A 21,342-nucleotide genomic window follows, 5' to 3' on the forward strand; every position below is an offset into this window, starting at 1 on the left:
GAGCGCCTGAGCAGGCGCCTCGTCCTTCGAGACGACCGCGGAGCCTGTCATCGGGCCGCGCTTGGCGCGGACCCGGTGGCGGTCTCCTCGGGATGAGGCTGGTGAGCGGCGGCGCCCATTGAACCTGCTGCCACACACTCTGCCCTCATCCTGAGGAGCCCGCCAAAGGCGGGCGTCCCGAAGGATGCGCCACAGCGATGGTGCGGAGTCCTACTCCGCCACTTCCAGCGCGTGGACCGAGAACATCTTCGCCGCGTCCGTCCAACTCTCGCGCACACGCCAACCCGCGCCCTGCGCCAGCGCGGAAAAACGCTCGATGCTGTATTTGTAGCTGTTCTCGGTGTGGATGCTCTCTCCCTGGCGGAACGAGAAGCTGGTGCCGAGCAGGCGCACGCTCTGGCTCTTCTTGCTGATCAGGTGCATCTCGATGCGGTGCCGCTCGCGATTGTAGATCGCGCGATGGGTGAAGGCGGAGAGATCGAAATTGCCGCCGAGCTCGCGGTTGATGCGCACGAGAACGTTGAGGTTGAAGCGCGCGGTGACGCCGGCGGCGTCGTTATAGGCATCGAACAGCACGCGCTCGTCTTTTTCGAGGTCGGCGCCGATGATCATCTGCGCGCCGCGGCCGAGAATCGCGCGCGCGCTCTTCAGGAACGCCTGCGCTTCATGCGGCTCGAAATTGCCGATGGTCGATCCCGGGAAGAAGCCGACCTTGGGCATGGATGCCACCTGCTTGGGCAGCTCGAAGGGCGCGGTGAAGTCGGCGGCGACCGGGTAGATGCCGAGCGAGGGGAAATCCCGCTTGAGCCCGTTGGCCTGGGCCTTCAGGAAGTCGCCGGAGATGTCGACGGGCACATAGGCCGCGAATTTGCAGTGATTGAGCAGCAGGCGGACTTTTGTGGTCGCGCCGGCGCCGAACTCGACGAGTGCGGCGTGCTCGGGGATGATCCTTGCGATCTCGTTGCCGCGCTCCTTCAGGATCGCAAGCTCGGTCCGCGTCGGATAATATTCCGGCAGCTTCGTGATCGCCTCGAACAGCTCCGATCCCGTCGCGTCATAGAAATATTTCGGCGACAGCTTTTTCGGCTGCTGCGAGAGATCCTCGATCGCTTCGCGAGCGAAGGCGGTGGTCTGCTCGTCGGGAAGATGGGCTTCGGCTAAAGCGCTGGCGCGCACATTCATGATACTCTCCTGAACGCGCTGTCCGGCGCGTATTTGTCGTCGGAATTTTACTCGTAGGCGGCGAGCCGCAGTCCAGTGAACTGCCAGCGGTGGTGCGGATAGAAGAAGTTCCGATAAGTGATACGGCTGTGGCCTTCCGGAGTTGCAAGCGAGGAGCCGCGCAGCACCAGCTGGTTGACCATGAACTTGCCGTTGTACTCGCCGAGCGCGCCTTCGATGGCGCGGTAGCCGGGGTAGGGTGAGTAGGACGATCGCGTCCACTGCCAGACGATGCCGAAGGCGTCGTTGAGCTGGCCCGTGCGCGCGGCGACCTCCCATTCCATTTCGGTCGGCAGGTGCTTTCCGGCCCAGCGCGCGAAGGCGTCGGCCTCGTAATAGCTGATATGGCAAACCGGTGCGTCGGGATCGACCGGCTTGAGGCCGGCCAGCGTCATCACCTGCCACGCGCCATCGACCTCGCGCCAATAGCCGGGGGCCTGCCAGTCTTCCTTGCTGGCGGCGGCAAAGCCGTCCATCAGCCACAGCGTGGCGGCCCGGTAGCCGCCGTCGCGCATGAAGGCGAGCCACTCGCCGTTGGTGACGAGATTACGTGCGACCTTGACGGGGCCGACCAGGGCGCGATGCGCCGGCCTCTCGTTGTCGAAATGAAAACCGTCATCGGCATGGCCGACCGTGTGGATGCCTTCGTTCAGCGTCAGCCAGTCCTCGCCGGCGCGCGTTGCGGGCGGAAAGCGCCAGTCCGGGTCGTAGGCCGGATAGACCGGATTCTGCGCGAAGGCGTGCAGGATGTCGGTGAACATCAATTCCTGATGCTGCTGCTCATGGTTGAGCCCGACCTCGACCAGCGGCGCGATCTCGCGCAGCTTGTCCGCGCCGGCCTCGCCGAAGAACTTGACGACAGCCGCATCGACATATCGGCGGTAGGCCCCGACCTGATCGGCGCTCGGACGGGTGATGTCGCCGCGATGATTGCGGGCATGGCGCGGGCCGGCGCTGACGTAATAGGAATTGAACAGGAATGCGAAATCGGGGTGGAAGGGCCGATAGCCAGCCGCGTGCTCACCGAGCAGGAATTGCTCCCAGAACCAGGTGGTATGGGCCCGATGCCATTTCGTCGGGCTCGCATCCGGCATGGACTGGATCTGCTGGTCCTCCGGCGATAGCGACGCGGCCCGGCGTTCGGTCTCGTCGCGGACGGCGACGAAGGCGTCCTGAAGCCTCCGGACGAGGCCGCCCTGACCGGACGATGACGAAAGCGGGGCGGTGGCCGTGGCGGAGGCTTGTTTCGTCACGTTTTTCTCCAGACAGGACAAGAGAACGTTGTTGGCGTTGCCCGGTTCCACAACCTGGGTTCGTCCTAGATAGGGGCTCCGTTACGGTATGAAAGTCCTCTTCAGCGATGATATTGATGTCATCAGCCTATGGACGAGGGTGGGGTCAGACCACCCGCAGGGGGCCTGTCGCCGCCATTTTACTTTGGATGCACAACGGTTTGGGCTACATATATAGGCAGGTATCGGGTTAAATCGGCTGGGCCGGCCCGAGATGATTGGTGAGGGCTCCGCCCCGGAAGGACATGGAAATGAGCATTGAGGAATTCATCGCCAACGAAGTGAAGTCGAACGATGTGGTTCTGTTCATGAAGGGCACGCCGCAATTTCCGCAGTGCGGCTTCTCCGGCCAGGTCGTCCAGATCCTCGACCATATCGGCGTCGGTTATAAGGGCCTCAACGTCCTCGAATCCGCCGAACTGCGCAACGGCATCAAGACCTTCTCCAACTGGCCGACCATTCCGCAGCTCTATGTGAAGGGCGAGTTCGTGGGCGGTTGCGACATCGTCCGCGAGATGTTCCAGGCCGGCGAATTGCAGCAGCTCTTCTCCGACAAGGGCGTCGTCGTCGCGGCCTGATGACGTGACCGTGCTGACGCGCCGGATTGATGGCGCCGAGCTCGAGGTCATCGTCGCCGACATCACTACGCTGAGCGTTGACGCCATCGTCAACGCCGCCAACACGTCGCTCCTTAGCGGGGGCGGCGTCGATGGTGCGATCCATGACGCTGCCGGTCCAGAGCTTCTCGCCGAGTGCCGGACGCTGGGCGGATGCCCGACCGGCGACGCCAGGATCACGAAGGGCTACCTCCTGGCGGCACGTCATGTGATCCACGCGGTTGGCCCCGTCTGGCACGGCGGCACCCGCGGCGAGGCAGAGGCGCTGCGCTCCTGTTATCGCCGCGCGCTCGAGATCTCCCAGGCCAATGGGCTGAACTCGCTGGCTTTCTCCGCGATCTCGACTGGCGTGTATCGTTTCCCGGCCGATCAGGCCGCGAAGATCGCTGTCCATGCGACCATCGAAGCCCTGCCGGCTGCGCCGCTGGTTGCCCGCGTCATATTTTGTTGTTTCTCGGGATCGAGCGCCGCTCTGCATACGGACGCTTTGGCGCGGTACGCCAGCCCTTGTGCCTGATCACGCGGCCGGTACACTCCGCCGGACGATGTTCCTGGGAGGGGATATGATTTTTCATTTTGGACTGCGCTCATTTGCGTGCGGTGCATTGCTATCGCTCAGCGCGATGTCGCTGGCGCGGGCCGAAGGCACCTATGAGATTCCGGTCGGCGCGCATTTCAATCAGGACAAGCTCGGCAAGATCAGCGAGTTCTTCAAGAACGAGGTCGCGACCGGCAAGATCGCCGGCGCAACCATCCTGATCCAGCAGCATGGCAAGCCGGTCTACCACGAAGCCTTCGGCGTGCAGGACGTAGTCAGCAAGGCGCCGATCACGGACAAGACCATCTTCCGCCTGTTCTCGATGAGCAAGGCGATCACTTCTGTCGTCGCGATGCAATTGATCGAAGACGGCAAGATCAAGCTGGATGATCCAGTCTCGAAATACATCCCGTCTTTCGCCAATGTGAAGGTCGGCGTCGAGAAGAAGGCCGAGGACGGCACCAAGTCGCTGGAGCTGGTGCCGCCGAGCAGGCCGATGACGGTGCACGACCTGATGACGCACACCTCGGGCATCACCTACGGCTTCTACGGCGACAGCCTGGTCCGCAAGGCCTATCGCGAAGCCAACATCTATGCCGGCGATTACGATCTCGCCGAGTTCGCCGAGCGCATCGCCAAGCTGCCCTTGCACAACCAGCCGGGCGCGCTCTGGCAATACGGCCATTCCACCGACGTCTTGGCGCGGGTGATGGAGGTTGCGGCCGGCAAACCGCTGATCGACATCATGCGCGAGAAGCTGCTCGATCCGCTCGGCATGGTCGACACCGGCTTCTTCGTCACCGATCCCGAGAAGAAGAAGCTGGTGGCCCAGCCGGTGCCGAACGATGCCGATTTCCGCGTCGGCCGCATCAACGACCCGACGGTCCCCAAGAAGATCATGTTTGCCAGCGGCGGCATGGTCACGACCATGGCGGACTACAGGCGCTTTTCGCAGATGCTGCTCAATGGCGGCAGCCTCGACGGCAAGACCATTCTCAAGCCCGAGACGTTCAAGCTGATGACGACAGATCAGGTCGGGCCGGGCTCGGGCGTCGACCGCGACTATTTCTACTTCCCGGGCGACGGCTTCGGCTTCGGTCTCGGCCTTGCGGTCCGAACCGACCCCGGCAACGCCAAGCCGCCGCCGCCCGGCGATCTCGGCGAGCTGAAATGGGACGGCGCTTCCGGCTGCTATTTCGTGATCGATCCCAAGCAGGACATGTTCTTCGTGCTGCTGGAGCAGACCCCGACCGAGCGCCAGCGCGTCCAGCGGACACTGAAGCAGCTGGTCTATGAAGCCATGGAGAAGTGAGGCGCTCGCCCGCGCCGTCGTCGCGATCGCCTTTGCACTGCTGGTCGGCGCGGCGGGCCCCGCCCGCGCTGAAGCCCCCGTCATCCGCAGCTTCTCGACTGCGGGGCTCGCGCGGATCAGCGCTTTTCTTCGTGGCGAGGTCGCCGCCGGCAGGATTCCCGGCGCGGTCCTGCTGATCCAGCAGCACGGCAAGCCCGTGCTCTCCGAGACGTTCGGTCTGCGCGATACCAGGACGGCGCAGCCGATGACGGACGACACCATCTTTCGCCTCTATTCGATGTCGAAACCGATCACCTCGGTCGCGGCGATGATGCTGGTGGACGATGGCAAGCTCGCGCTCGACGATGCTGTCGCGAAATACATTCCGGCTCTTGCCGATGTGAAGGTCGGCGTTGCGCAGGCCGATGGCGGGCTGGCACTCCGGCCGCTGGCGCGGCCGATCACGGTGCGCGACCTGCTCCGCCACACCTCGGGCATCACCTACGGATTCTATGGCGACAGTCCCGTGCGCAAGCTCTATGCGCAGGCCGGCCTGTTCGACGGCGATCCCGACAACGCGCAATTCGTCGCGCGGCTCGCGCGCCTGCCGCTGGCCGAACAGCCGGCGACGCTGTGGGACTATGGCCATTCCACCGACGTGCTCGGGCGTGTCATCGAGGTTGCCACGGGTCTGTCGCTCTATCGATTCGAGAAGGAGCGGCTGCTCGATCCCCTGGGAATGCGGGATACGGCGTTCTTCGTCGCCGACGATGCCAAGCGGCCGCTGATCGCCGAACCTTTGCCCGGCGACTGGTTCGATCGTCCCGTCGCCGGCATCAAGGAGGCGACCGCGCCGCGGCGCTGGGAATCCGGCGGCGCCGGTATGGTCGGCACCATTGGCGACTATGCACGCTTCGCGCAGATGCTGCTCAACGGCGGCGAGCTCGACGGCCGGCGCTATCTCAGGCGCCAGACGCTGACGTTGATGACATCCGACCAGATCGGCGAGGGGAGCGGCGTGCGCAAGGACCCCGAATTCTACTTCCCGGGGGCCGATAGCGGCTTCGGGCTCGGCTTTGCCGTGCGCAGGCGAGCCACGGCGTGGCTGCCGGCAGGCGAATATCGCTGGGACGGCGTTGGCGGCACCTTCTTCTTCATCGATCCCGCCGACGACATGTTCGTGATCTGCATGATGCAGTCGCCCTCGCAGCGTGGCCGCATCCAGGACGAGTTGAAGCGACTGGTCTACGCGGCGATGGGGCGCTGACTACGCCCCGCGCACGATCTCTCTGACGTATCCGATCGTCTCCTCGACCTGCGCCGCATTGACGTCGAGATGGGTGCAGGCGCGGATGCGGCCGTCCATCATCGCAAGCGTCACGCCGCGCTGGCGTAGCGCGGCGACCATCTTGTCGCCGGCAATGCAGGCGCCGTCAGGCTTGAAGAACACCAGATTGGTCTCGGGCTCCTGCACCTCGATGCCTGCGATCTGCGACAGCCCGCGAGCCAGCGCACGCGCATTGGCGTGGTCGTCGGCGAGGCGGTCGACGTGATGGTCGAGCGCGTAGATGCAGGCGGCGGCGCAGATGCCGGCCTGCCGCATCGAGCCGCCGAGGCGCTGCTTCCACTGCCAGACCGCGTCGATGAAGGCGCGCGAGCCCGCCAGCACGCCGCCGATCGGTGCGCCCAGTCCTTTCGAGAAGTCGATCCAGGCCGAGTCCCAGCCCGCGGTCATGTCGCGCGGGGAGATGCCGCTGGCCACGGTGGCGTTGAGCAGGCGCGCGCCGTCCATGTGGGTGACGAGGCCGTGTTGTTTCGCGATCGCGACGATCTCGTCGAGCGCGGCCTTCTTCCAGATCGTCCCGCCGCCGATATTGGCAGTTTGCTCGACGCTGACGACGGTCTGCGGCGGCTGGTAGCGGGTGCGCGGATGCAGGGCTTTCCGGAACGTTTCCGGTGTGAACTGGCCGTCGGGACCCCTGAGCTGCGTCACCTGAAAACCGCCGATCGCAGCATGCGCGCCGCCTTCGCGGGCGATGATATGCGCGGTCTCGTGCGCCAAAATCTCGTCGCCGGGGCGGCAATGCACCAGCGTCGCGGTGACGTTGCACATGGTGCCCGAGGGCATGTAGACGGCGGCTTCCTTGCCAAGCAGATTCGCCACGCGCTCGCACAGCGCATTCACGGTCGGATCGTCGCCGACCTGCTCGTCGCCGACCTCCGCCCGCGCCATCGCCTCGCGCATTCCCGGCGTCGGCTTGGTCTGCGTGTCCGAGAGCAGATTGATGCGCACCGGCGGCGCCTTGGGATCGATCGGGGGAGGCGTGTAGAGCATGCGACGGCTCCTAAGCATTGCGGCCACTGAAGTGTGGCTCTTAAGCAAAAAGGCCCCGGCGAACCGGGGCCTTTCGATATTCAGATCTTAGCGCGAATAGAATTCGACGACCAGATGGGGCTCCATCTGCACCGGGAACGGCACGTCGGAGAGGCCGGGGATGCGAATGTACTTCGCGGTCATCTTGCCGTGGTCGACTTCGAGATAGTCGGGGGTGTCGCGCTCGGGGAGCTGGCTGGCTTCGAGGACGTGGGCGAGCTGCTTGGAGGCTTCCTTGACCTCGATCACGTCGCCGACCTTGAGCTGGTAGCTCGAGATGTTGACCTTGCGGCCGTTCACCTTGATGTGGCCGTGGTTGATGAACTGGCGGGCGGCGAAGATGGTGGAGACGAACTTGGCGCGATACACGACCGCGTCGAGACGACGCTCCAGAAGGCCGATCAGGTTCTCGCCGGTGTCACCCTTGAGGCGGCTGGCTTCCACGTAGATGCCGTGGAACTGACGCTCGCTGATGTTGGCGTAGTAGCCCTTCAGCTTCTGCTTGGCGCGCAGCTGCACGCCGAAGTCGGAGAGCTTGCCCTTGCGGCGCTGGCCGTGCTGGCCGGGGCCGTACTCGCGGCGGTTCACGGGGCTCTTCGGGCGACCCCAGATATTCTGGCCCATACGGCGATCGATCTTGTACTTCGCCTCACTGCGCTTAGTCATCGCGTCCTCTTCGGTTGCATGGTTTGAGGAAACGCGCCCTCCTGTGTGACGGGCCAAAGCCCGGCACCGACAGGTCCGATCCCCAAAGCTAGAGGGAGCCGACCACGGGTCGCGAAACGCTTCGCGGGCCGAAATCGGCCCGCGAGCAGGCGCCTTTTAGGGGAGTTTGGGGTTCGCTGTCAATGCGAATGGCCCGGAATCAGGTCCCGACGGCCCGGATCGGCTTTGGCCCAGCCGCCCGCAATTCGGCAGCGATTTCAGTGTTCAGGACCTGTTCCAGACGGGTGAGCACCCGGGCGATCGGGGCAGCGTCGGTGACCCGGTGATCCCAGCGGATCACGACATGGATGGTCTGGTCGCCCTCGACCACCCCATAGCTGACGATGAAGGGGCCCGGCGTGACCGGGTGGAGTTCGCCACCGCCATAGGCGGCCACCGAGCTCACCGCAAAGCTGCCGAACCAGTTGCCGCGCTGCCGGCCGAAATTGAGGCCAATCGCCCAGGACAGGCGCCGCAGCGGCCACGGCAGGCGGGTTGCCCGCATGATCTTGCGGAACATCGGGACGTCCTCGATCGGCGCCGTCTTGCCGCGCCGGATCTCGGCGTCGATCGCGGCCATGGCCATGGTCTCGGGAGCCGCGATTCGCTGCGGCAGGACGCATTCCTCGCCGTCCTCGACCCGGGCAATGGCCACCAGCGCCACGCTCTTGGGCAGCTCATAGAGCGTGGGACGGGGCCATTTGGCATAGACGGTGCGCAGGATCGGCTCGTCCCTGGCGACGAGGGCGAAAGCCTTGACGAACATCGCCGCCCAGCCGGCCGGTGCGGCCGCACCGGCGCGGGCCTCCAGCAGGGGGCGGATATGGAGCGAACGGGACAGCGACACGAACGGCACGTCCATCGACGCGCGCATGAGGTCGCAGATCAGGCGGCGCGGCAGCGAAATGGCTTTTGGCGTCCCGCGCATCGCTCTTTCGGTTCCCGCGGATCAAAATACGTGCAGCGAGAGGGAGTTCCCGCTCGCCGCCTGCTCTAGCACGAACCAACCCGCGTAGGGTCGGTAGGTTCGACGAATCAGGGGGCCGGCGAAGCCAGCGGCTTGGTCTTGTCGACGACGTAAACTCCGAGCACTTTCATGGCCTTGTCGCCGTGGGCCTTGGCGTCGTGCACCACGCCGGCCGGGATCTGGTAGGAATCGCCGGCTTTCAGGGTTTTCTCAGGCTGGCCATCGATGAGGAGATTGAGCTCGCCTTCGAGCACGTAGCCGGTCTCGATACCCGGATGGGTATGGCGTCCGGCGGCGCCGCCCGCCGGGACTTCCGCAATGGCGGTGATGGTATTATAGCCCTCCGGGAACTCGACCTTCTGAAGCGGGGTGCGTTTGATGCCGGGCTGCTGGGCGAAGGCGGCAAAGGCAAGTCCTGCAAAGGACAGAGCGAGCAAAGTCTTCTTGAGCATGGTTGTTTTCCTCCCGGGAACGACCCTAGCAGCGCGGCAGTTCCCGGCAAGGTGGTCGCGTCGGCTTGTTTAGCGCCTGATCCCGTCGAACGCGGCCATGATGCCGCGCTGGAATAGCGACCAGTCAAAGCCGAGCGCGATGGCGCGATAGCCGCGGTCGATGAGGGCGTTGGCCTGATCGGCGGTGCGAGCGACGCCGCCGATCGGCACGCCGCTTTTGAGGATGCCGGCCTCGGCCCGTGCGACCAGCTCCAGCAGCTCCGGATCGTCCATCTGTCCGCGCTTGTTGATGGACGTCGCGAGATCGCCGGGGCCGATCACCGCGACGTCGATTCCGGGTGTGGCCATGATCTCGTCGATGCGGTTGACGGCCTCGATATGCTCGATGGTGACCATGCAGATCATCTCGTCGTCGGCACTGGCCATGTAATCCGGCATCGACTGGCCCCAGCGGAACGGCGCGTGGAACGGACCCCAGAGACGATCGCCGCGCGGCGGATAGCGCACGCTGCGCACCGCCTTCTCCGCTTCAGCGCGGTTCGTGATCATCGGAAAGTTGATGCCGAAGGCGCCGATGTCCATCGGGGCCTTCGCAAGCCACGGCTCGTTGGCGGCGATCCGCACCAAGGGCGTGCATGGCGTGCCCGTCGTCGCGGCGATCATCGCGTGTGCTTCGGTGAGACCGATCGGTCCATGCTCGAGATCGACGATGATCCAGTCGAGCGAGCGCGCCATGATCTGCACCATCTGCACGCTCGGGATCGTCGCGATCGCGCCGAAGGCGGGACGGCCCTCGCGCCAGAGCTGGCGGAGACGGTTGAGTGGCGTGGACGGAACTGGCATCGAAAGGCCTGCGGCTAGGGAGTGACGGCAAAACCTAGCAGCGCGCCGTCGCAGCGCAAGCTCAGGCCAGCGCGCGGCCGCCGAAGAACGGCGTCAGCGTGGCCGAAAGACCGTGCACGCGGTTCGAGGTGAAGATCATCGCGGCGCCGGCCTGCGCGATGTCGCGGCCAGGCGCACCCAGCAGATCCGAGACGCGGCGGGCGATCGCCGGCGCCGGATCGATCCAGTCGACCGGCCACGGCGCCAGCCGCTTCAGCCGGTCGAGCAGCAGTGGATAATGGGTGCAGGCGAGCACGATGGTGTCGGTGCGCGCGCCGGCGTCCTCGGCATCGCCGACGAAGCAGGGAGCGAGCTCGGCAAGGATGTCGTTATCGCTGATCGGATGGCCACCGAGCGCGGCTTCGGCGAGCGAAGCGAGCTCGGGCGAGCCGACCAGCGTCACCTCGCAACCTTGCGCGAAGTCGCGGATCAGCGCCTTGGTGTATTCGCGCTTCACCGTGCCCTTGGTGCCGAGCACCGAGACGCGGCGGGTCTTCGACTGCGCGCAGGCCGGCTTGATTGCCGGCACGGTGCCGACGAAAGGCACGGAATATGCGGCGCGCAGGTGAGACAGGACCAGGGTGGACGCCGTATTGCAGGCGATGACGACGATATCAGGATCATGCATGCCGATCAGCTCCCCCATCAGCGGCACGACGCGGGCGATGATCTCGTCCTCGCTGTGGTGGCCGTAAGGGAAGAAGGCGTCGTCAGCGACGTAGACGAAATGGGCATCGGAGCGCGCCGCCACGACCTCACGCAGCACCGTGAGCCCGCCAAGGCCGGAATCGAATACCAGGATCGTCGGAGAATTGGTCACACGGTTACCCTAGCCCTGCATGGTTACCATTCGGTTTTTGGGGCGGTTTTGCGGCGAGGGCACCCAGAACGCGTTTGGCCCGGTTGATTTCTTGCTTGGCCCGTCATATCCGCAAATTCCCGGGGGGACAGGGAGGTGCGGCGCGCGCTTTCCTGGCGCGAGGCGGTAGGATGCCTTCCGGCTGGTCCGATTTGCGCGCGCAGGAGGCGTCATGCTCACCGTCCATCATCTTGGCAGGTCGCAGTCCGAGCGCATCGTCTGGCTCTGCGAGGAGCTTGGAATTCCCTACGAGCTGAAGCGCTACGCCCGCGATCCCGTCACCATGCTTGCGCCGCCCGACTACAAGGCGCTGCATCCGATCGGGGCGGCACCCGTTATCACCGAGGGCGATATCGTGCTCGCCGAATCCGGCGCCATTGTCGACTACATCATGGCCAGATACGGCAATGGCCGGCTCGTGCTCCGCCCCGACGATCCTGATTTCGCGCAATTCCTGTACTGGTTTCACTTCGCCAACGGCACGCTGCAGGCCGGCATGGGGCGCCTGATGATCCTGAGCCGGCTCAAGCTCGCCGAGGACAATCCGATGCTGGTCGCGACCAGGGGGCGTGTCGACCGCGCCTTCGATCTGGTCGATGCGCGCGTCCGCGATGCCGAATATCTCGCCGGCAGCACCTTCACCACCGCCGACATCATGATCGGCTTCTCGCTCACCACGATGCGCTACTTCCAGCCTTATGACCTCCAGCGTTGCCCGAACGTGGTGAGATATCTCGGCCGCATCGGGGCGCGGCCTGCCTACCGGCGAGCGATGGAAAAGGGCGATCCGGGCATGGCGCTGCTCTTGAGTTGAGCCGCGGTCACGCGATCCGGTTCGTCGTGGCGGCCCGTGCTGCGTTCAGCTGGTTCTGCAGGCGATCGATGTTCTGCAGCAGGCGCTGACTGGTCAGCACCAGGAAGTAATAGCCGAACTGCGGATCCTGGAAGTAGATCTCCAGCAGCCGGTCGTAGGTGATCGTGAGCACCTGTCCGTCCTCGATGCATTCGATCGTTCCGGTGCGCCGGTTGTCCGGCGTAAGGAAGCCGAGCTCCCCCATCAGCGCGCCAGGCCCGATCTCGACATTGATCTCCTTGACCAGGAACTTGCCGGTGACGGTGAGCAGCATCTCCTTGGCGGGATCGCCGAGCTTGAACAGCGTGTCGCCGCGGCGATATTTGCGTTCGGTCATGAACGGCTTGAGCCACTCGATCGACATGTCGCCCTCGGCCGCATGGCGCGCCTTCTTGACCAGCTTGAGCATCTGCCGCAGGCGCAGGGCGTTGATCGGAAGCATCAGGAGGTAGAGCAGGAACGTCGCGACATTGGCGGAGAGTGCGCCGAAAATGGCGAAGAATGCGCAGCCGATCATGTTGGCGACGCGCAGCGGCACCATCGTCCGCATCAAGAGGGTGGCGACGAAGAAGACCGCACCGACCACGGCGAACATATTGGCGAGCGTGATGTTGTGGACGAAGATCTCCAGCAGCCGGTTGAAGATCGCATCCCAGGTGACGTCGTTGGGATCGAGCCCCATCTGGACCAGGATCTTTGCGATCCTGAGATTGTCCGTGGCCGCTTCGAGAATGCGGTCGAGGATCGAGGAAATGTCTGCGCTGCCGGACGGCATGGTACTAACCCCGCGTAAGGCCTTCAGTCCTGGTCCGTATTGGTATAGCCGAAATCGAATGACGACCGCTTGAATGACGCTTTCGGCCGTCATGCCGCAAGAGGCAAATTTTAGCCCGATCGGGCGTTTCGGCAATTGCCCGTTGGTTGTGCGTATGACCTTGAAATGCCGGTGATTCGGAACTGGCGGCACGGGCTCCGGTCTTGAGTCAACCTTGCATGCCCCCGGCTAGCCTGGCGCGCAGGCCGACCGTCGCCTTACGGCTTGGCGGCGGGCTGCACGACCCGCTGTTCGACGAGGTCAAGGTGACCGGGGAGCGAGCCGGCGCGCAGCAACATGGCGACGCTGCTCGCTTCCTCCAGGGTAAAGTTGCCGGAGATCTGGCCCGAGCCGCCGGTGATGGGCTCGCGGATCACGGGGGCGGAAACCACCTTGTCGTCGAGCACGATGGCGAAGGGCCTTCCGACATTCTCTGCGGTGAGGTGGGCGAAGCGCCGCGTGCCGCGGCCGTTGAAGCGGAACCAGGCGATCGGTTCCTTCGTGCCGGTCGCAAAGCCCGGGCCCGCATAGCTGACGTCGTCCCCCTCGAGCGCGCTGCCCTTGGCGACGAGATAAGGCTTGTTGTCCTTGAAGCCGAGCAGGACTTCGCTGCCTTCGGGCGGCGTGCCGGATTGCGCCTGCTCGCCCGGCATCGAAAGGTCCACAAGGCGGAAGCCCACCTTGATCTTCCGGGCAAAGATCGCAGTCGTCTGCTCCGGATTCATTTCGCCCGGCACGAAGATGCGGATGCGGTCGGTGCCGTCGGGTTGGACGCTGGCGAGCCTGATGCCTGAATCCTTGAGGCGTTGTTCGATCATGGCGACGGAATCTTCAACGAGATCGCGCAGCCGTGCCGCGGAAGCGGCCTCGGTCGGTGCCAGCCGGACCAGTCCGTCGCCGCCATCTGTCACGGTGAGCGCATGCGACGGCAATCCCTCCGCGGCTGAGGCGAGCTTGCGCGCGAGCATGTCGCGGGCCCTGGCGTCCGCGATCTTCAGTTCGACGCCGCCATCGCGGATCGCAAGTCCGGAGAAGGCGATCTTGTTCTCGCGCAGGGTCTTGTAGACGTCGTCGCGCCAATCCGTGATCACGCTCTCGCGCAGGCCGTCGGCATCGACCTTGTAGACGATGCGCGAGCCGCCGAGTTTTTCCATCTTGTCGCCGACGAAGGCCGCGATCTTGGCGCGCATCTTGTCGAGCTGACTGTCCTCGGCGCGCGAGGCCCGGGGCAGGGCGATCGCGGCCGCAACGGCGAGCGCGACGATCAGCACTGTCTTGCGGTCTTGCTGGGGCCTCGTCATGATCACCTCGAGTCTTGCGGCAGGACGCTGGCAGGCGAAGCTGATGCCTGTTTTAGGTCCCCGGACCGGGCGCGGAGGTTCAAACATCTCACAGGCAAGTTTGATCGCCACGGCCGCTGGGCCATGGACGAACGCTCGATCATCCATCATTCTGTTCCCGCTCGACCGGCCATCGGTCGAGACCGCGCCGAACCAAAATGTCAAAAGACAGGGCGGCCGGGATTTGCATCTGAGGGAGGACGGAATTCCATGGCGGGCATCCACGCGCTCGATCGGCTCATCGGCAGCGACTATCCGGATCTGTTGACGGACGCGGAAGTCCGCGCTTTCGAGCAAGTCCCTTACGCCGAGCGCGTTGCGGCCGAGAGCACCTATGAGGCGATCACATTGGGTGCGGCGCGCAACCCCGACGGGGCGGCGATCCAGTTTCTGCAGAACGCCGATCCGGCCGACACGCCGCAGGTTGTCACGTACCGCGATTTCATCGCGCGCGTCACGCAGGCCGCCAACATGTATCACGCGCTGGGCGCGGAGAAGGACGACGTCATCAGCTTCATGCTGCCGCTGGTGCCCGATGCCTTCGTGACGCTCTTCGGCGCGGAGGTGGCGGGCATCGCCAATCCCGTCAATCCGCTGCTGGAGCCGCACCAGATCGCGGAGATTCTGGAGGCTGCGAACACCAAGATCCTGGTCGCGCTTGGGCCGATGCCCGGCACCGATATCTGGCAGAAGGTCGAGCAGATCCGCCCGCAATTGAAGCACCTCAAGGCAATCGTGCAGGTGTTCGGCGGCGGCGATCCGGACAAGGGCGTCTTCGCCTTCAGTGATCTGATCAGGCAGCAGCCGTCGGATCGGCTGGTCAGCGGGCGCAAGATTCTTGGCAGCGACATCGCCGCCTATTTCCACACCGGCGGCACCACCGGCACGCCGAAGCTGGTGCGGCATACTCACACCAATCAGGTCTACCAGGCCTGGGCGCTCAGTCTGCTGCTGAAGTCCAAGCCCGGTTCGAACCTGCTGTTCGGCATGCCGCTGTTTCACGTCGGGGGATCGCTGACGCAGGTGCTGCTGACGTTGTCGAGCGGCGGCTCGCTGGTCGTGCTGTCGCCGAGTGGCTGGCGCAATCCGAATGCGGTGAAGAACATCTGGGGACTGGTCGAGCGCTTCAGGCCCGAGGCGCTGTCGAGCGTGCCGACGGTGCTCGCCGCGACGCTCGCGGTGCCGCCGGGTAATGCCGACATCTCCAGCCTGAAATATGCCGCCGGTGGCGGCTCGGCGATCCCCGTCGCGGTCGGCTCGGCGATCCAGGACAAGCTCAAGCTGCCGGTGGTCGAGGTCTACGGCATGACCGAGACATCGAGCGTGCACACGCTCGCCTACCCGGGCCGGCCGATCCGGCTCGGCTCGGTCGGGCTGCCCATGCCCTACGCGCGCGTGCGTATCGTGCAGCTGGATGCGGAAGGCCGCCTGATCCGCGACTGCAAGCCGGACGAAATCGGCGTCGTCATCATGGCTGGGCCCGGTGTGTTCGGCGGCTATCTCAACGACGAGCACAACAAGGGTGCCTTCGTCGACGACGTCTGGGTCAATTCCGGCGATCTCGGCCGCCTCGATGCGGACGGCTATCTCTGGATCACCGGCCGCGCCAAGGACCTCGTGATCCGCGGTGGTCACAACATCGACCCGGCGCCGATCGAGGAGATCATGTTCCGCCATCCCGCCGTCGGCTTCGCCGCGGTGGTCGGCCAGCCCGACGCCTATGCCGGAGAATTGCCGGTAGGTTACGTGCAGCTGAAGCCGGGCGCGACCGTCGAGCCGGGCGAATTGGAGACGTGGGTGCGCGAGCGCACGCCGGAGCGCGCCGCCGTTCCGGTCCAGGTCATTCCGATCGACCCGATGCCGGTCACCGGCGTCGGCAAGGTGTTCAAGCCGCAGCTGCGCTGGGACGCGGCCGAGCGCGTCTTCACCAAGGTGCTTGCGCCGCTGGTCGAGCGCGGCATCGACTGCAAGGTCAAGGTCGGTGCCCATGGCAGTCACGGGTCAATCGCGACCGTCACGCTCGCCGGTCTGCCGGCGGACCAGCGCGAGGCGGTTGCTGGCGAGGTGCACACGCTGCTCGCGCCGTTCGTGATGCGGCACGAGGTCGTGCAGGCGTAAGGCGGCGTGCGATCTCCAGACCAGGCATGATGCGGCGATATGTCGTCGCATCGTGATCTGGCGAAGAGATTCCGCCGCCGGTCATTGCTGCTGCGCGCTGGACCGGGTTCATGGATCCGGGGCTGGCCAGGAGAGTCGCCTGCGCCTGCATGTGACGATCGTGGTGGCGAGACCAGCAGGGCCGGAGCTGATCTTGATCCAGGTTAAGAACACCGATCAAGCGGCCGATTCAAACATTTACCGCAACCAAAGCTTGCGGCCGCAACGCGGGCGCGAGGTTTTGATTTTAAGTTCATCTTAGATAGGTGGGTGTTCGCATCAGAGCCGGGAGGGAACTCTGATGCACTCATTAGGTCGTTCGGAGAGAATCGGCGGTTTGGCGGGCTTCGTGCTGCTGCTTGCTGCGGCGATCGTCATGCAGATCGGGACGGGGGCGCTGGCCGCCTATGTCGCGCTGTTGTGCGTCGGGCTTGTCTGGCTGTTGGCATCGGCGGACCGGCCCAAGTCGACAACTGTGCTGGACCACGCCATCGAAAGCGTGCCCGCCGGCCTTTGTGTGTTCGCGGCGGACTTGCGGGTCATCGCCAGTAACCAGCAATTCGCGAGCATGTATGGCTTAACGCGCGCCGACGTCAAACCCGGAACGCGACTGCGCCAGATCACCGAAGCAAGGAGGGCCAAGCGCGGCCTTTCGGAGAGCGTCGTCGACGCCATCCATGGGTTCGACGCCGCGGCGACGTCGGTCCACGAGCTCCGCGACGGCCGGTTCATCTCGGTCTCGCGGCACCCGATGGCCGGCGGCGGCCTGGTCGAGGTGCATCGGGATGTTACCGGCGAGCGGTTGGCCGAGATCCGGGCCAACGAAACGATGCAGGAGCTGATCGAGAAGCAATATGCCATCGATCAGGCCGTCATCGTCGCGATCACGGACGTGAAGGGCATCATCAACTACGTCAACGACAATTTCTGCTCGATCAGCGGCTATTCGCGCGAGGAGCTGATTGGGCAAAATCATCGGATTCTGAAATCGGGCGTCCATTCCAAGGAGCTCTTTCGCGACATGTACCGCTGTCTGGCGGGCGGCCATGTCTGGCGCGGCGAACTCTGCAATCTTGCCAAATCCGGCAGGCTGTATTGGGTGGATACCGTGATCACGCCGCAGCTCGGTCCCGACGGCAAGCCCGTTGCCTATATGGCCATCCGGGTCGATATCACGGCGCGGAAGGAAGCCGAAGCCAAGCTCTCGTTCGCCGCCACGCACGATTCCCTGACCGGCCTGTTGAACCGGTGTGCGCTGTTCGATCAGGCAGGAATTGGCCCCGAGCCTGACGTGCAGCCGGACCGCCTGGGCGTTCATCTGATCGACCTCGATGGCTTCAAGCGTATCAACGATACGTTTGGGCACGACGTCGGTGACCACCTGCTCAAGGCGGTCGCCTCGCGCCTGCGTTCGCTCGCCACGGACCGGGATCTCGTCGCGCGATTGGGCGGTGACGAGTTCGCCATGATCCGGCGTGTGGGTGACGACGCATACGAGACCGCGCAGGATCTCGGTCGCCGCATCGTCGATGTCATGGCGGCGCCGTTCGAGATCGAGGGCCATCAGCTCGACATCAGTGCAAGCGTCGGGATCGTGCTCTGTCCGGAGCACGGCTCGAGCAGCGCCGATCTCCTGAAAAAGGCGGATCTGGCCCTTTATGAAGTCAAGGCCGCGGGCCGTGACGGCCATCGCCTCTATCAGCCTGCAATGCTCGAGGCGATCAAGGGGGAGAAAGTCCTGGAGGCGGAGCTGCGTCGCGCGATCTCGGCGCAGGAATTCGAATTGCACTACCAGCCCATCCTCGACGTCGAAAGCCGCACGGTCCATACGGCCGAGGCGCTGGTGCGGTGGCGCCATCCCGTCGATGGTCTCGTTGCGCCCGACCGGTTCATTGCGCTGGCCGAACGCACCGGTCTGATTCAGCCGCTCAGCGAATGGATCATTCAACGGGCGTGCCTGGATGCGGTGTCCTGGCCGCCCCATGTCCAGCTCGCGGTCAACGTATCCGCGACCCAGTTCAAGCGCGGCGATCTGTTCGATGTCGTCCTGCAGGCACTGCTTCGGTCGGGCTTGAATCCGCGGCGGCTGCAGATCGAGGTCACCGAAACCGTCCTGCTCGAGCAGCAGTCCGAGCAATTGCAGACGTTCCGGCGGTTGAAGTCCATGGGTGCCACGCTCGTGCTCGATGATTTCGGCACGGGATTCTCGTCGGCGAGCTATCTGACGAATTTTCCGTTCGACAAGATCAAGATCGACAAGTCCTTCATACAGGGCTTGTCCAGGCGCGAATGTGCGGCGGTGATTGCGTCGGCGGTCGTGCTGGCGAAGGGGTTGGGCATCAGCGTCACGGCCGAGGGAATAGAAACCGAACCCCAGCTCGAGCACGTTCGTTCCATGGGAATCGATTTCGCGCAGGGATATCTGTTTGGTCGCCCGGTACCCTACCGCCAGTTCAAGTGCACGGCGGCGATTCCGGACGATTCGGGCCGTGTTCTGCGAACGGCGATGGCCGCCGCGAATTGAGGCTCGGGCTCAGTTCAGCGCACCCAGTCGCTGAAGCTCACGCAGATCGAATACTTCAAGCACGCCGTTCGACAAATCCGCGACGCGGCGTTCCCTGAAGGCGCTGAGCACGCGGCTGACATGGACCGGCGTCAGTCCCACGGCGTCGGCAATGTGCTGCTGGCGGAGCGGCACGCGATAGCGCTCGTCGCGGATCACGTTACGGCTCGCAATCCGCTTCATCAGTTGCAGGAACAGATGGGCGATGCGCTCCTCCGCCGAGAACTGGCCGAGTGCGGCAATGGTCTCGTCGGCCGTCCTGGCCTCGTTCGCGCAACACTCCGCCGCGGCCCAGAGAATGCGCACGTTCATCGCGACACGTGCGTGGACTTCCGTCCGCTTCATCGTGCTGACCTGGATCGCCGTCAGCGCCTTGACCGAAAAATGCAGGCGCTCGTGAAGGAGCGAGCCGGCGAGGACATCGCCTGGCAGCAGGAAGCCGAGGATCTGGCGCCGTCCGTTCGGCATCTGAAGAAATCGAAATCCCCAGCCTGCGCAAAAAACATAGATGTCGGGAGAGGCCTGGTTAGCGGTCAGCAGCTGCCTTCCGGCGGGGACCACGAGATGATGCTGCCAATCGGATGCGCCGATCGATTCAGTCGCTGCCGCGTTATCGAATATCGCCGCACAGAATCCGGAGGCGCCGCTCTTCGGGCACGTTGCACAAGGCGAAAGGTCCTTCATATTCTGCTGAAGTCGCCGCTGTGCTGCCGCATCGTCGCGGATTCTCCCGAGGTCATGGCCACTATGATCCGTAACATTTTCGCATAGTCAACCGCTCATTTTGTTGCATATTTCGGAGGGCAGAAATTTGGAGGTTGTCTGAAGAAGCGTGAAGAGCGTCGCATCGATTGCCCCCTGTGACGATTGCCCGGGCGAGACGATGCGGCGGCGCTGTTTTTAATGTGCGTTATTAATCTGCATCAACTCCGGGTCACCTGTGTTGTTTCGCGCTCAGCCAAGCTTAACCGAAAGCGATGATAATCGCCGGCATTGAAGTCTCCGCGTGATTGTTCGTTCGCAGCGTTTCGCCTCCGATGAATTGCAAAGGGCGTTATCATGACACTCGCGCAGACCGCAAATGATGAGAGCCAGGATCGCGACGGCCGCATGCGCTTCATGCGCATCGGTGCCGAGACAGGCGAACTCCTGCGCGGATTCTGGTCGGCGGCCGAGCCCGCGCTGCCGGATATCCTCGACGGGTTCTACCAGCATGTATCGAGCGAGCCGCGGCTTGCCGCCTTGATCGGCGATGACATGCAGCGGCTGAAAAAGGCCCAGAGCTCGCACTGGGCGCGGCTGTTCAATGGCCGCTTCGATCACGACTACATGCGCGGCGTGCGCATGATCGGGCTGATGCACAACAAGATCGGGCTGGAGCCGCGCTGGTATATCGGCGGGTACAATTTCGTGCTCTGCCGGCTGGTGGCGCTGGCCGTCAGGAAATATCGATGGACGCCGATGCGAATGGCCAGCGTGCTCAGCGCCCTCAACGCCGCCGTGATGCTGGATATGGACATTGCCATCTCCGCCTATCAGGAGGCGATGCTTGCGGAGAGACAGAAGCAGCAGGAGACCATCGCCGCCGCCATTCAGGATTTCGACGGCCGGATGAAGATCGTGCTGGGAGGCTTAGGCAGCTCGGCGGCCGGTCTGCAAGGCGTGGCCGATGTACTCAGTGCAAGCGCGGAGCGCTCGATCCGGCAATCGACCGTGGTGGCTGCCGGCTCGGAAGAGGCCTCGACCAACGTGCAGGCCGTGGCGGCCTCGACCGAGGAGCTCGCGTCTTCGATCAAGGAGATCGCCCGCCAGGTTTCGGAATCGACCAGGATGACCGGCGAGGCCGTCGATCAGGCTGCCCGTTCCGGTGCCGCCATCGAGAGTCTGGCCAGGGCAGCTCAGAGAATCGGCGACGTCGTCGAGCTGATCAACACGATCGCGGCCCAGACCAATCTGCTTGCGCTGAATGCGACAATCGAGGCTGCGCGCGCCGGCGAGGCCGGCCGCGGCTTCGCGGTGGTCGCATCCGAGGTCAAGGCGCTCGCGGAGCAGACGGCGAGGGCAACCGGCGAGATCGGCCAGCAGGTCCTCTCGATACAGCAGGCGACGACGGAGTCCGTCGGCGTCATTCGCCAGATCGGCGCAACCATCGCCGCCGTCGACGAGGTCGCGACGGCGATTGCTGCTGCGGTCGAGCAGCAGGGCGTGGCCACCGCCGAGATCGCGCGCAACGTACAGGAGGCCGCGCAGGGCACACATGACGTATCGAGCAATATCGGGGGCGTGAGCAATGCCGCCAGGGAGACCGGCATCACGGCCTCCGAGCTCCTGGCGGCCTCCAAGGAGCTTTCGAGTCGGACGGATGTGCTCCGCTCCGAGGTCGAAGGCTTCTTCGCGGCGATTCGGGCGGCGTGACG

General features: G+C 64.5%; 19 protein-coding genes. 8 read left to right on the forward strand and 11 right to left on the reverse strand.

The window, feature by feature from the left end; translation table 11 throughout:
- Window positions 1-210: 210 nt before the first annotated feature.
- The gene (gene egtD, locus TSA1_RS12745) at window positions 211-1,182 is read right to left on the reverse strand and encodes an L-histidine N(alpha)-methyltransferase (protein WP_174718878.1); all 972 of its coding nucleotides are present in this window, start codon (window positions 1,180-1,182) and stop codon (window positions 211-213) included.
- Window positions 1,183-1,229: 47 nt separating this feature from the next.
- Window positions 1,230-2,525 carry an ergothioneine biosynthesis protein EgtB gene (gene egtB, locus TSA1_RS12750; protein WP_174718879.1) on the reverse strand — a complete coding sequence of 432 codons (1,296 nt, stop codon included), beginning with the start codon at window positions 2,523-2,525 and terminating at the stop codon, window positions 1,230-1,232.
- 239 nt (window positions 2,526-2,764) lie between these two features.
- On the opposite strand from egtB, the gene grxD reads away from it, so the two are divergent.
- The 4 genes from grxD to TSA1_RS12770 are packed head-to-tail and all read left to right on the forward strand — an operon-like array spanning window position 2,765 to window position 6,226.
- Window positions 2,765-3,091: a Grx4 family monothiol glutaredoxin gene (gene grxD, locus TSA1_RS12755; protein WP_174718880.1), complete on the forward strand. Its 327-nt coding sequence runs from the start codon at window positions 2,765-2,767 to the stop codon at window positions 3,089-3,091.
- Between the two features lie 4 nt (window positions 3,092-3,095).
- Window positions 3,096-3,647, forward strand: a complete 552-nt coding sequence (locus tag TSA1_RS12760; protein WP_100176676.1) for an O-acetyl-ADP-ribose deacetylase — start codon at window positions 3,096-3,098, stop codon at window positions 3,645-3,647.
- Window positions 3,648-3,693: 46 nt separating this feature from the next.
- On the forward strand, window positions 3,694-4,980 hold the full coding sequence (locus tag TSA1_RS12765; protein ID WP_174718881.1) for a serine hydrolase domain-containing protein: 1,287 nt from the start codon (window positions 3,694-3,696) through the stop codon (window positions 4,978-4,980).
- Window positions 4,961-6,226, forward strand: a complete 1,266-nt coding sequence (locus TSA1_RS12770; RefSeq protein WP_100176678.1) for a serine hydrolase domain-containing protein — start codon at window positions 4,961-4,963, stop codon at window positions 6,224-6,226. Before TSA1_RS12765 ends, TSA1_RS12770 begins: the two co-directional genes overlap by 20 nt.
- Here the strand turns inward: TSA1_RS12770 and TSA1_RS12775 are convergent, their stop codons facing one another.
- The 6 genes from TSA1_RS12775 to murI all read right to left on the reverse strand — a co-directional run bounded on the left by TSA1_RS12775 (window position 6,227) and on the right by murI (window position 11,159).
- On the reverse strand, window positions 6,227-7,294 hold the full coding sequence (locus TSA1_RS12775) for a threonine aldolase family protein (RefSeq protein WP_100176679.1): 1,068 nt from the start codon (window positions 7,292-7,294) through the stop codon (window positions 6,227-6,229).
- 87 nt (window positions 7,295-7,381) lie between these two features.
- Window positions 7,382-7,999 (reverse strand): 30S ribosomal protein S4, encoded by a 618-nt coding sequence (gene rpsD, locus TSA1_RS12780; protein ID WP_027548656.1) that lies wholly within the window; start codon window positions 7,997-7,999, stop codon window positions 7,382-7,384.
- 199 nt (window positions 8,000-8,198) lie between these two features.
- Entirely contained in the window at window positions 8,199-8,966 is a 768-nt protein-coding gene (locus tag TSA1_RS12785) for an acyltransferase (RefSeq protein WP_100176680.1), read from the reverse strand.
- A gap of 107 nt (window positions 8,967-9,073) precedes the next feature.
- Entirely contained in the window at window positions 9,074-9,457 is a 384-nt protein-coding gene (locus TSA1_RS12790; protein ID WP_100176681.1) for a cupin domain-containing protein, read from the reverse strand.
- Between the two features lie 69 nt (window positions 9,458-9,526).
- Window positions 9,527-10,300, reverse strand: coding sequence for an HpcH/HpaI aldolase family protein (locus TSA1_RS12795; RefSeq protein WP_100176682.1), 774 nt, complete (start codon window positions 10,298-10,300; stop codon window positions 9,527-9,529).
- Window positions 10,301-10,361: 61 nt separating this feature from the next.
- On the reverse strand, window positions 10,362-11,159 hold the full coding sequence (gene murI / locus TSA1_RS12800) for a glutamate racemase (protein ID WP_100176683.1): 798 nt from the start codon (window positions 11,157-11,159) through the stop codon (window positions 10,362-10,364).
- A 211-nt stretch (window positions 11,160-11,370) separates the two neighbouring features.
- On the opposite strand from murI, the gene TSA1_RS12805 reads away from it, so the two are divergent.
- Window positions 11,371-12,012, forward strand: coding sequence for a glutathione S-transferase family protein (locus TSA1_RS12805; protein ID WP_100176684.1), 642 nt, complete (start codon window positions 11,371-11,373; stop codon window positions 12,010-12,012).
- Window positions 12,013-12,019: 7 nt separating this feature from the next.
- Here the strand turns inward: TSA1_RS12805 and TSA1_RS12810 are convergent, their stop codons facing one another.
- On the reverse strand, window positions 12,020-12,826 hold the full coding sequence (locus TSA1_RS12810) for a Crp/Fnr family transcriptional regulator (protein ID WP_174718882.1): 807 nt from the start codon (window positions 12,824-12,826) through the stop codon (window positions 12,020-12,022).
- Window positions 12,827-13,083: 257 nt separating this feature from the next.
- A complete protein-coding gene (locus TSA1_RS12815) occupies window positions 13,084-14,166 on the reverse strand; it encodes a SecDF P1 head subdomain-containing protein (RefSeq protein WP_100181101.1) in 1,083 nt (360 codons plus the stop codon).
- A gap of 249 nt (window positions 14,167-14,415) precedes the next feature.
- Here TSA1_RS12815 and TSA1_RS12820 point away from each other — a divergent pair, with 249 nt between their 5' ends.
- Both TSA1_RS12820 and TSA1_RS12825 read left to right on the forward strand, forming a co-directional pair.
- On the forward strand, window positions 14,416-16,323 hold the full coding sequence (locus TSA1_RS12820) for an acyl-CoA synthetase (protein WP_100176686.1): 1,908 nt from the start codon (window positions 14,416-14,418) through the stop codon (window positions 16,321-16,323).
- Window positions 16,324-16,663: 340 nt separating this feature from the next.
- A complete protein-coding gene (locus TSA1_RS12825; protein WP_100176687.1) occupies window positions 16,664-18,886 on the forward strand; it encodes a putative bifunctional diguanylate cyclase/phosphodiesterase in 2,223 nt (740 codons plus the stop codon).
- A gap of 9 nt (window positions 18,887-18,895) precedes the next feature.
- Here TSA1_RS12825 and TSA1_RS12830 read toward each other — a convergent pair whose 3' ends face one another.
- Window positions 18,896-19,486, reverse strand: coding sequence for a Crp/Fnr family transcriptional regulator (locus TSA1_RS12830; protein ID WP_100181102.1), 591 nt, complete (start codon window positions 19,484-19,486; stop codon window positions 18,896-18,898).
- A 498-nt stretch (window positions 19,487-19,984) separates the two neighbouring features.
- On the opposite strand from TSA1_RS12830, the gene TSA1_RS12835 reads away from it, so the two are divergent.
- Complete coding sequence (locus tag TSA1_RS12835; RefSeq protein ID WP_100176688.1) at window positions 19,985-21,340, forward strand: globin-coupled sensor protein; 1,356 nt, start codon at window positions 19,985-19,987, stop codon at window positions 21,338-21,340.
- The last annotated feature ends 2 nt before the right edge of the window (window positions 21,341-21,342 follow it).

The sequence above is a fragment of the Bradyrhizobium nitroreducens genome (assembly GCF_002776695.1).
GTDB lineage: Bacteria > Pseudomonadota > Alphaproteobacteria > Rhizobiales > Xanthobacteraceae > Bradyrhizobium > Bradyrhizobium nitroreducens.

Coding starts and splice junctions, on each gene's coding strand:
- TSA1_RS12775 (WP_100176679.1), bottom strand. CDS start 7,294: ATGCTCTACACGCCTCCCCCGATCGATCCCAAGGCGCCGCCGGTGCGC.
- grxD (WP_174718880.1), top strand. CDS start 2,765: ATGAGCATTGAGGAATTCATCGCCAACGAAGTGAAGTCGAACGATGTG.
- TSA1_RS12765 (WP_174718881.1), top strand. CDS start 3,694: ATGATTTTTCATTTTGGACTGCGCTCATTTGCGTGCGGTGCATTGCTA.
- TSA1_RS12815 (WP_100181101.1), bottom strand. CDS start 14,166: ATGACGAGGCCCCAGCAAGACCGCAAGACAGTGCTGATCGTCGCGCTC.
- TSA1_RS12795 (WP_100176682.1), bottom strand. CDS start 10,300: ATGCCAGTTCCGTCCACGCCACTCAACCGTCTCCGCCAGCTCTGGCGC.
- TSA1_RS12785 (WP_100176680.1), bottom strand. CDS start 8,966: ATGCGCGGGACGCCAAAAGCCATTTCGCTGCCGCGCCGCCTGATCTGC.
- TSA1_RS12820 (WP_100176686.1), top strand. CDS start 14,416: ATGGCGGGCATCCACGCGCTCGATCGGCTCATCGGCAGCGACTATCCG.
- TSA1_RS12835 (WP_100176688.1), top strand. CDS start 19,985: ATGACACTCGCGCAGACCGCAAATGATGAGAGCCAGGATCGCGACGGC.
- TSA1_RS12825 (WP_100176687.1), top strand. CDS start 16,664: ATGCACTCATTAGGTCGTTCGGAGAGAATCGGCGGTTTGGCGGGCTTC.
- TSA1_RS12790 (WP_100176681.1), bottom strand. CDS start 9,457: ATGCTCAAGAAGACTTTGCTCGCTCTGTCCTTTGCAGGACTTGCCTTT.
- egtD (WP_174718878.1), bottom strand. CDS start 1,182: ATGAATGTGCGCGCCAGCGCTTTAGCCGAAGCCCATCTTCCCGACGAG.
- rpsD (WP_027548656.1), bottom strand. CDS start 7,999: ATGACTAAGCGCAGTGAGGCGAAGTACAAGATCGATCGCCGTATGGGC.
- TSA1_RS12810 (WP_174718882.1), bottom strand. CDS start 12,826: ATGCCGTCCGGCAGCGCAGACATTTCCTCGATCCTCGACCGCATTCTC.
- TSA1_RS12805 (WP_100176684.1), top strand. CDS start 11,371: ATGCTCACCGTCCATCATCTTGGCAGGTCGCAGTCCGAGCGCATCGTC.
- TSA1_RS12770 (WP_100176678.1), top strand. CDS start 4,961: ATGAAGCCATGGAGAAGTGAGGCGCTCGCCCGCGCCGTCGTCGCGATC.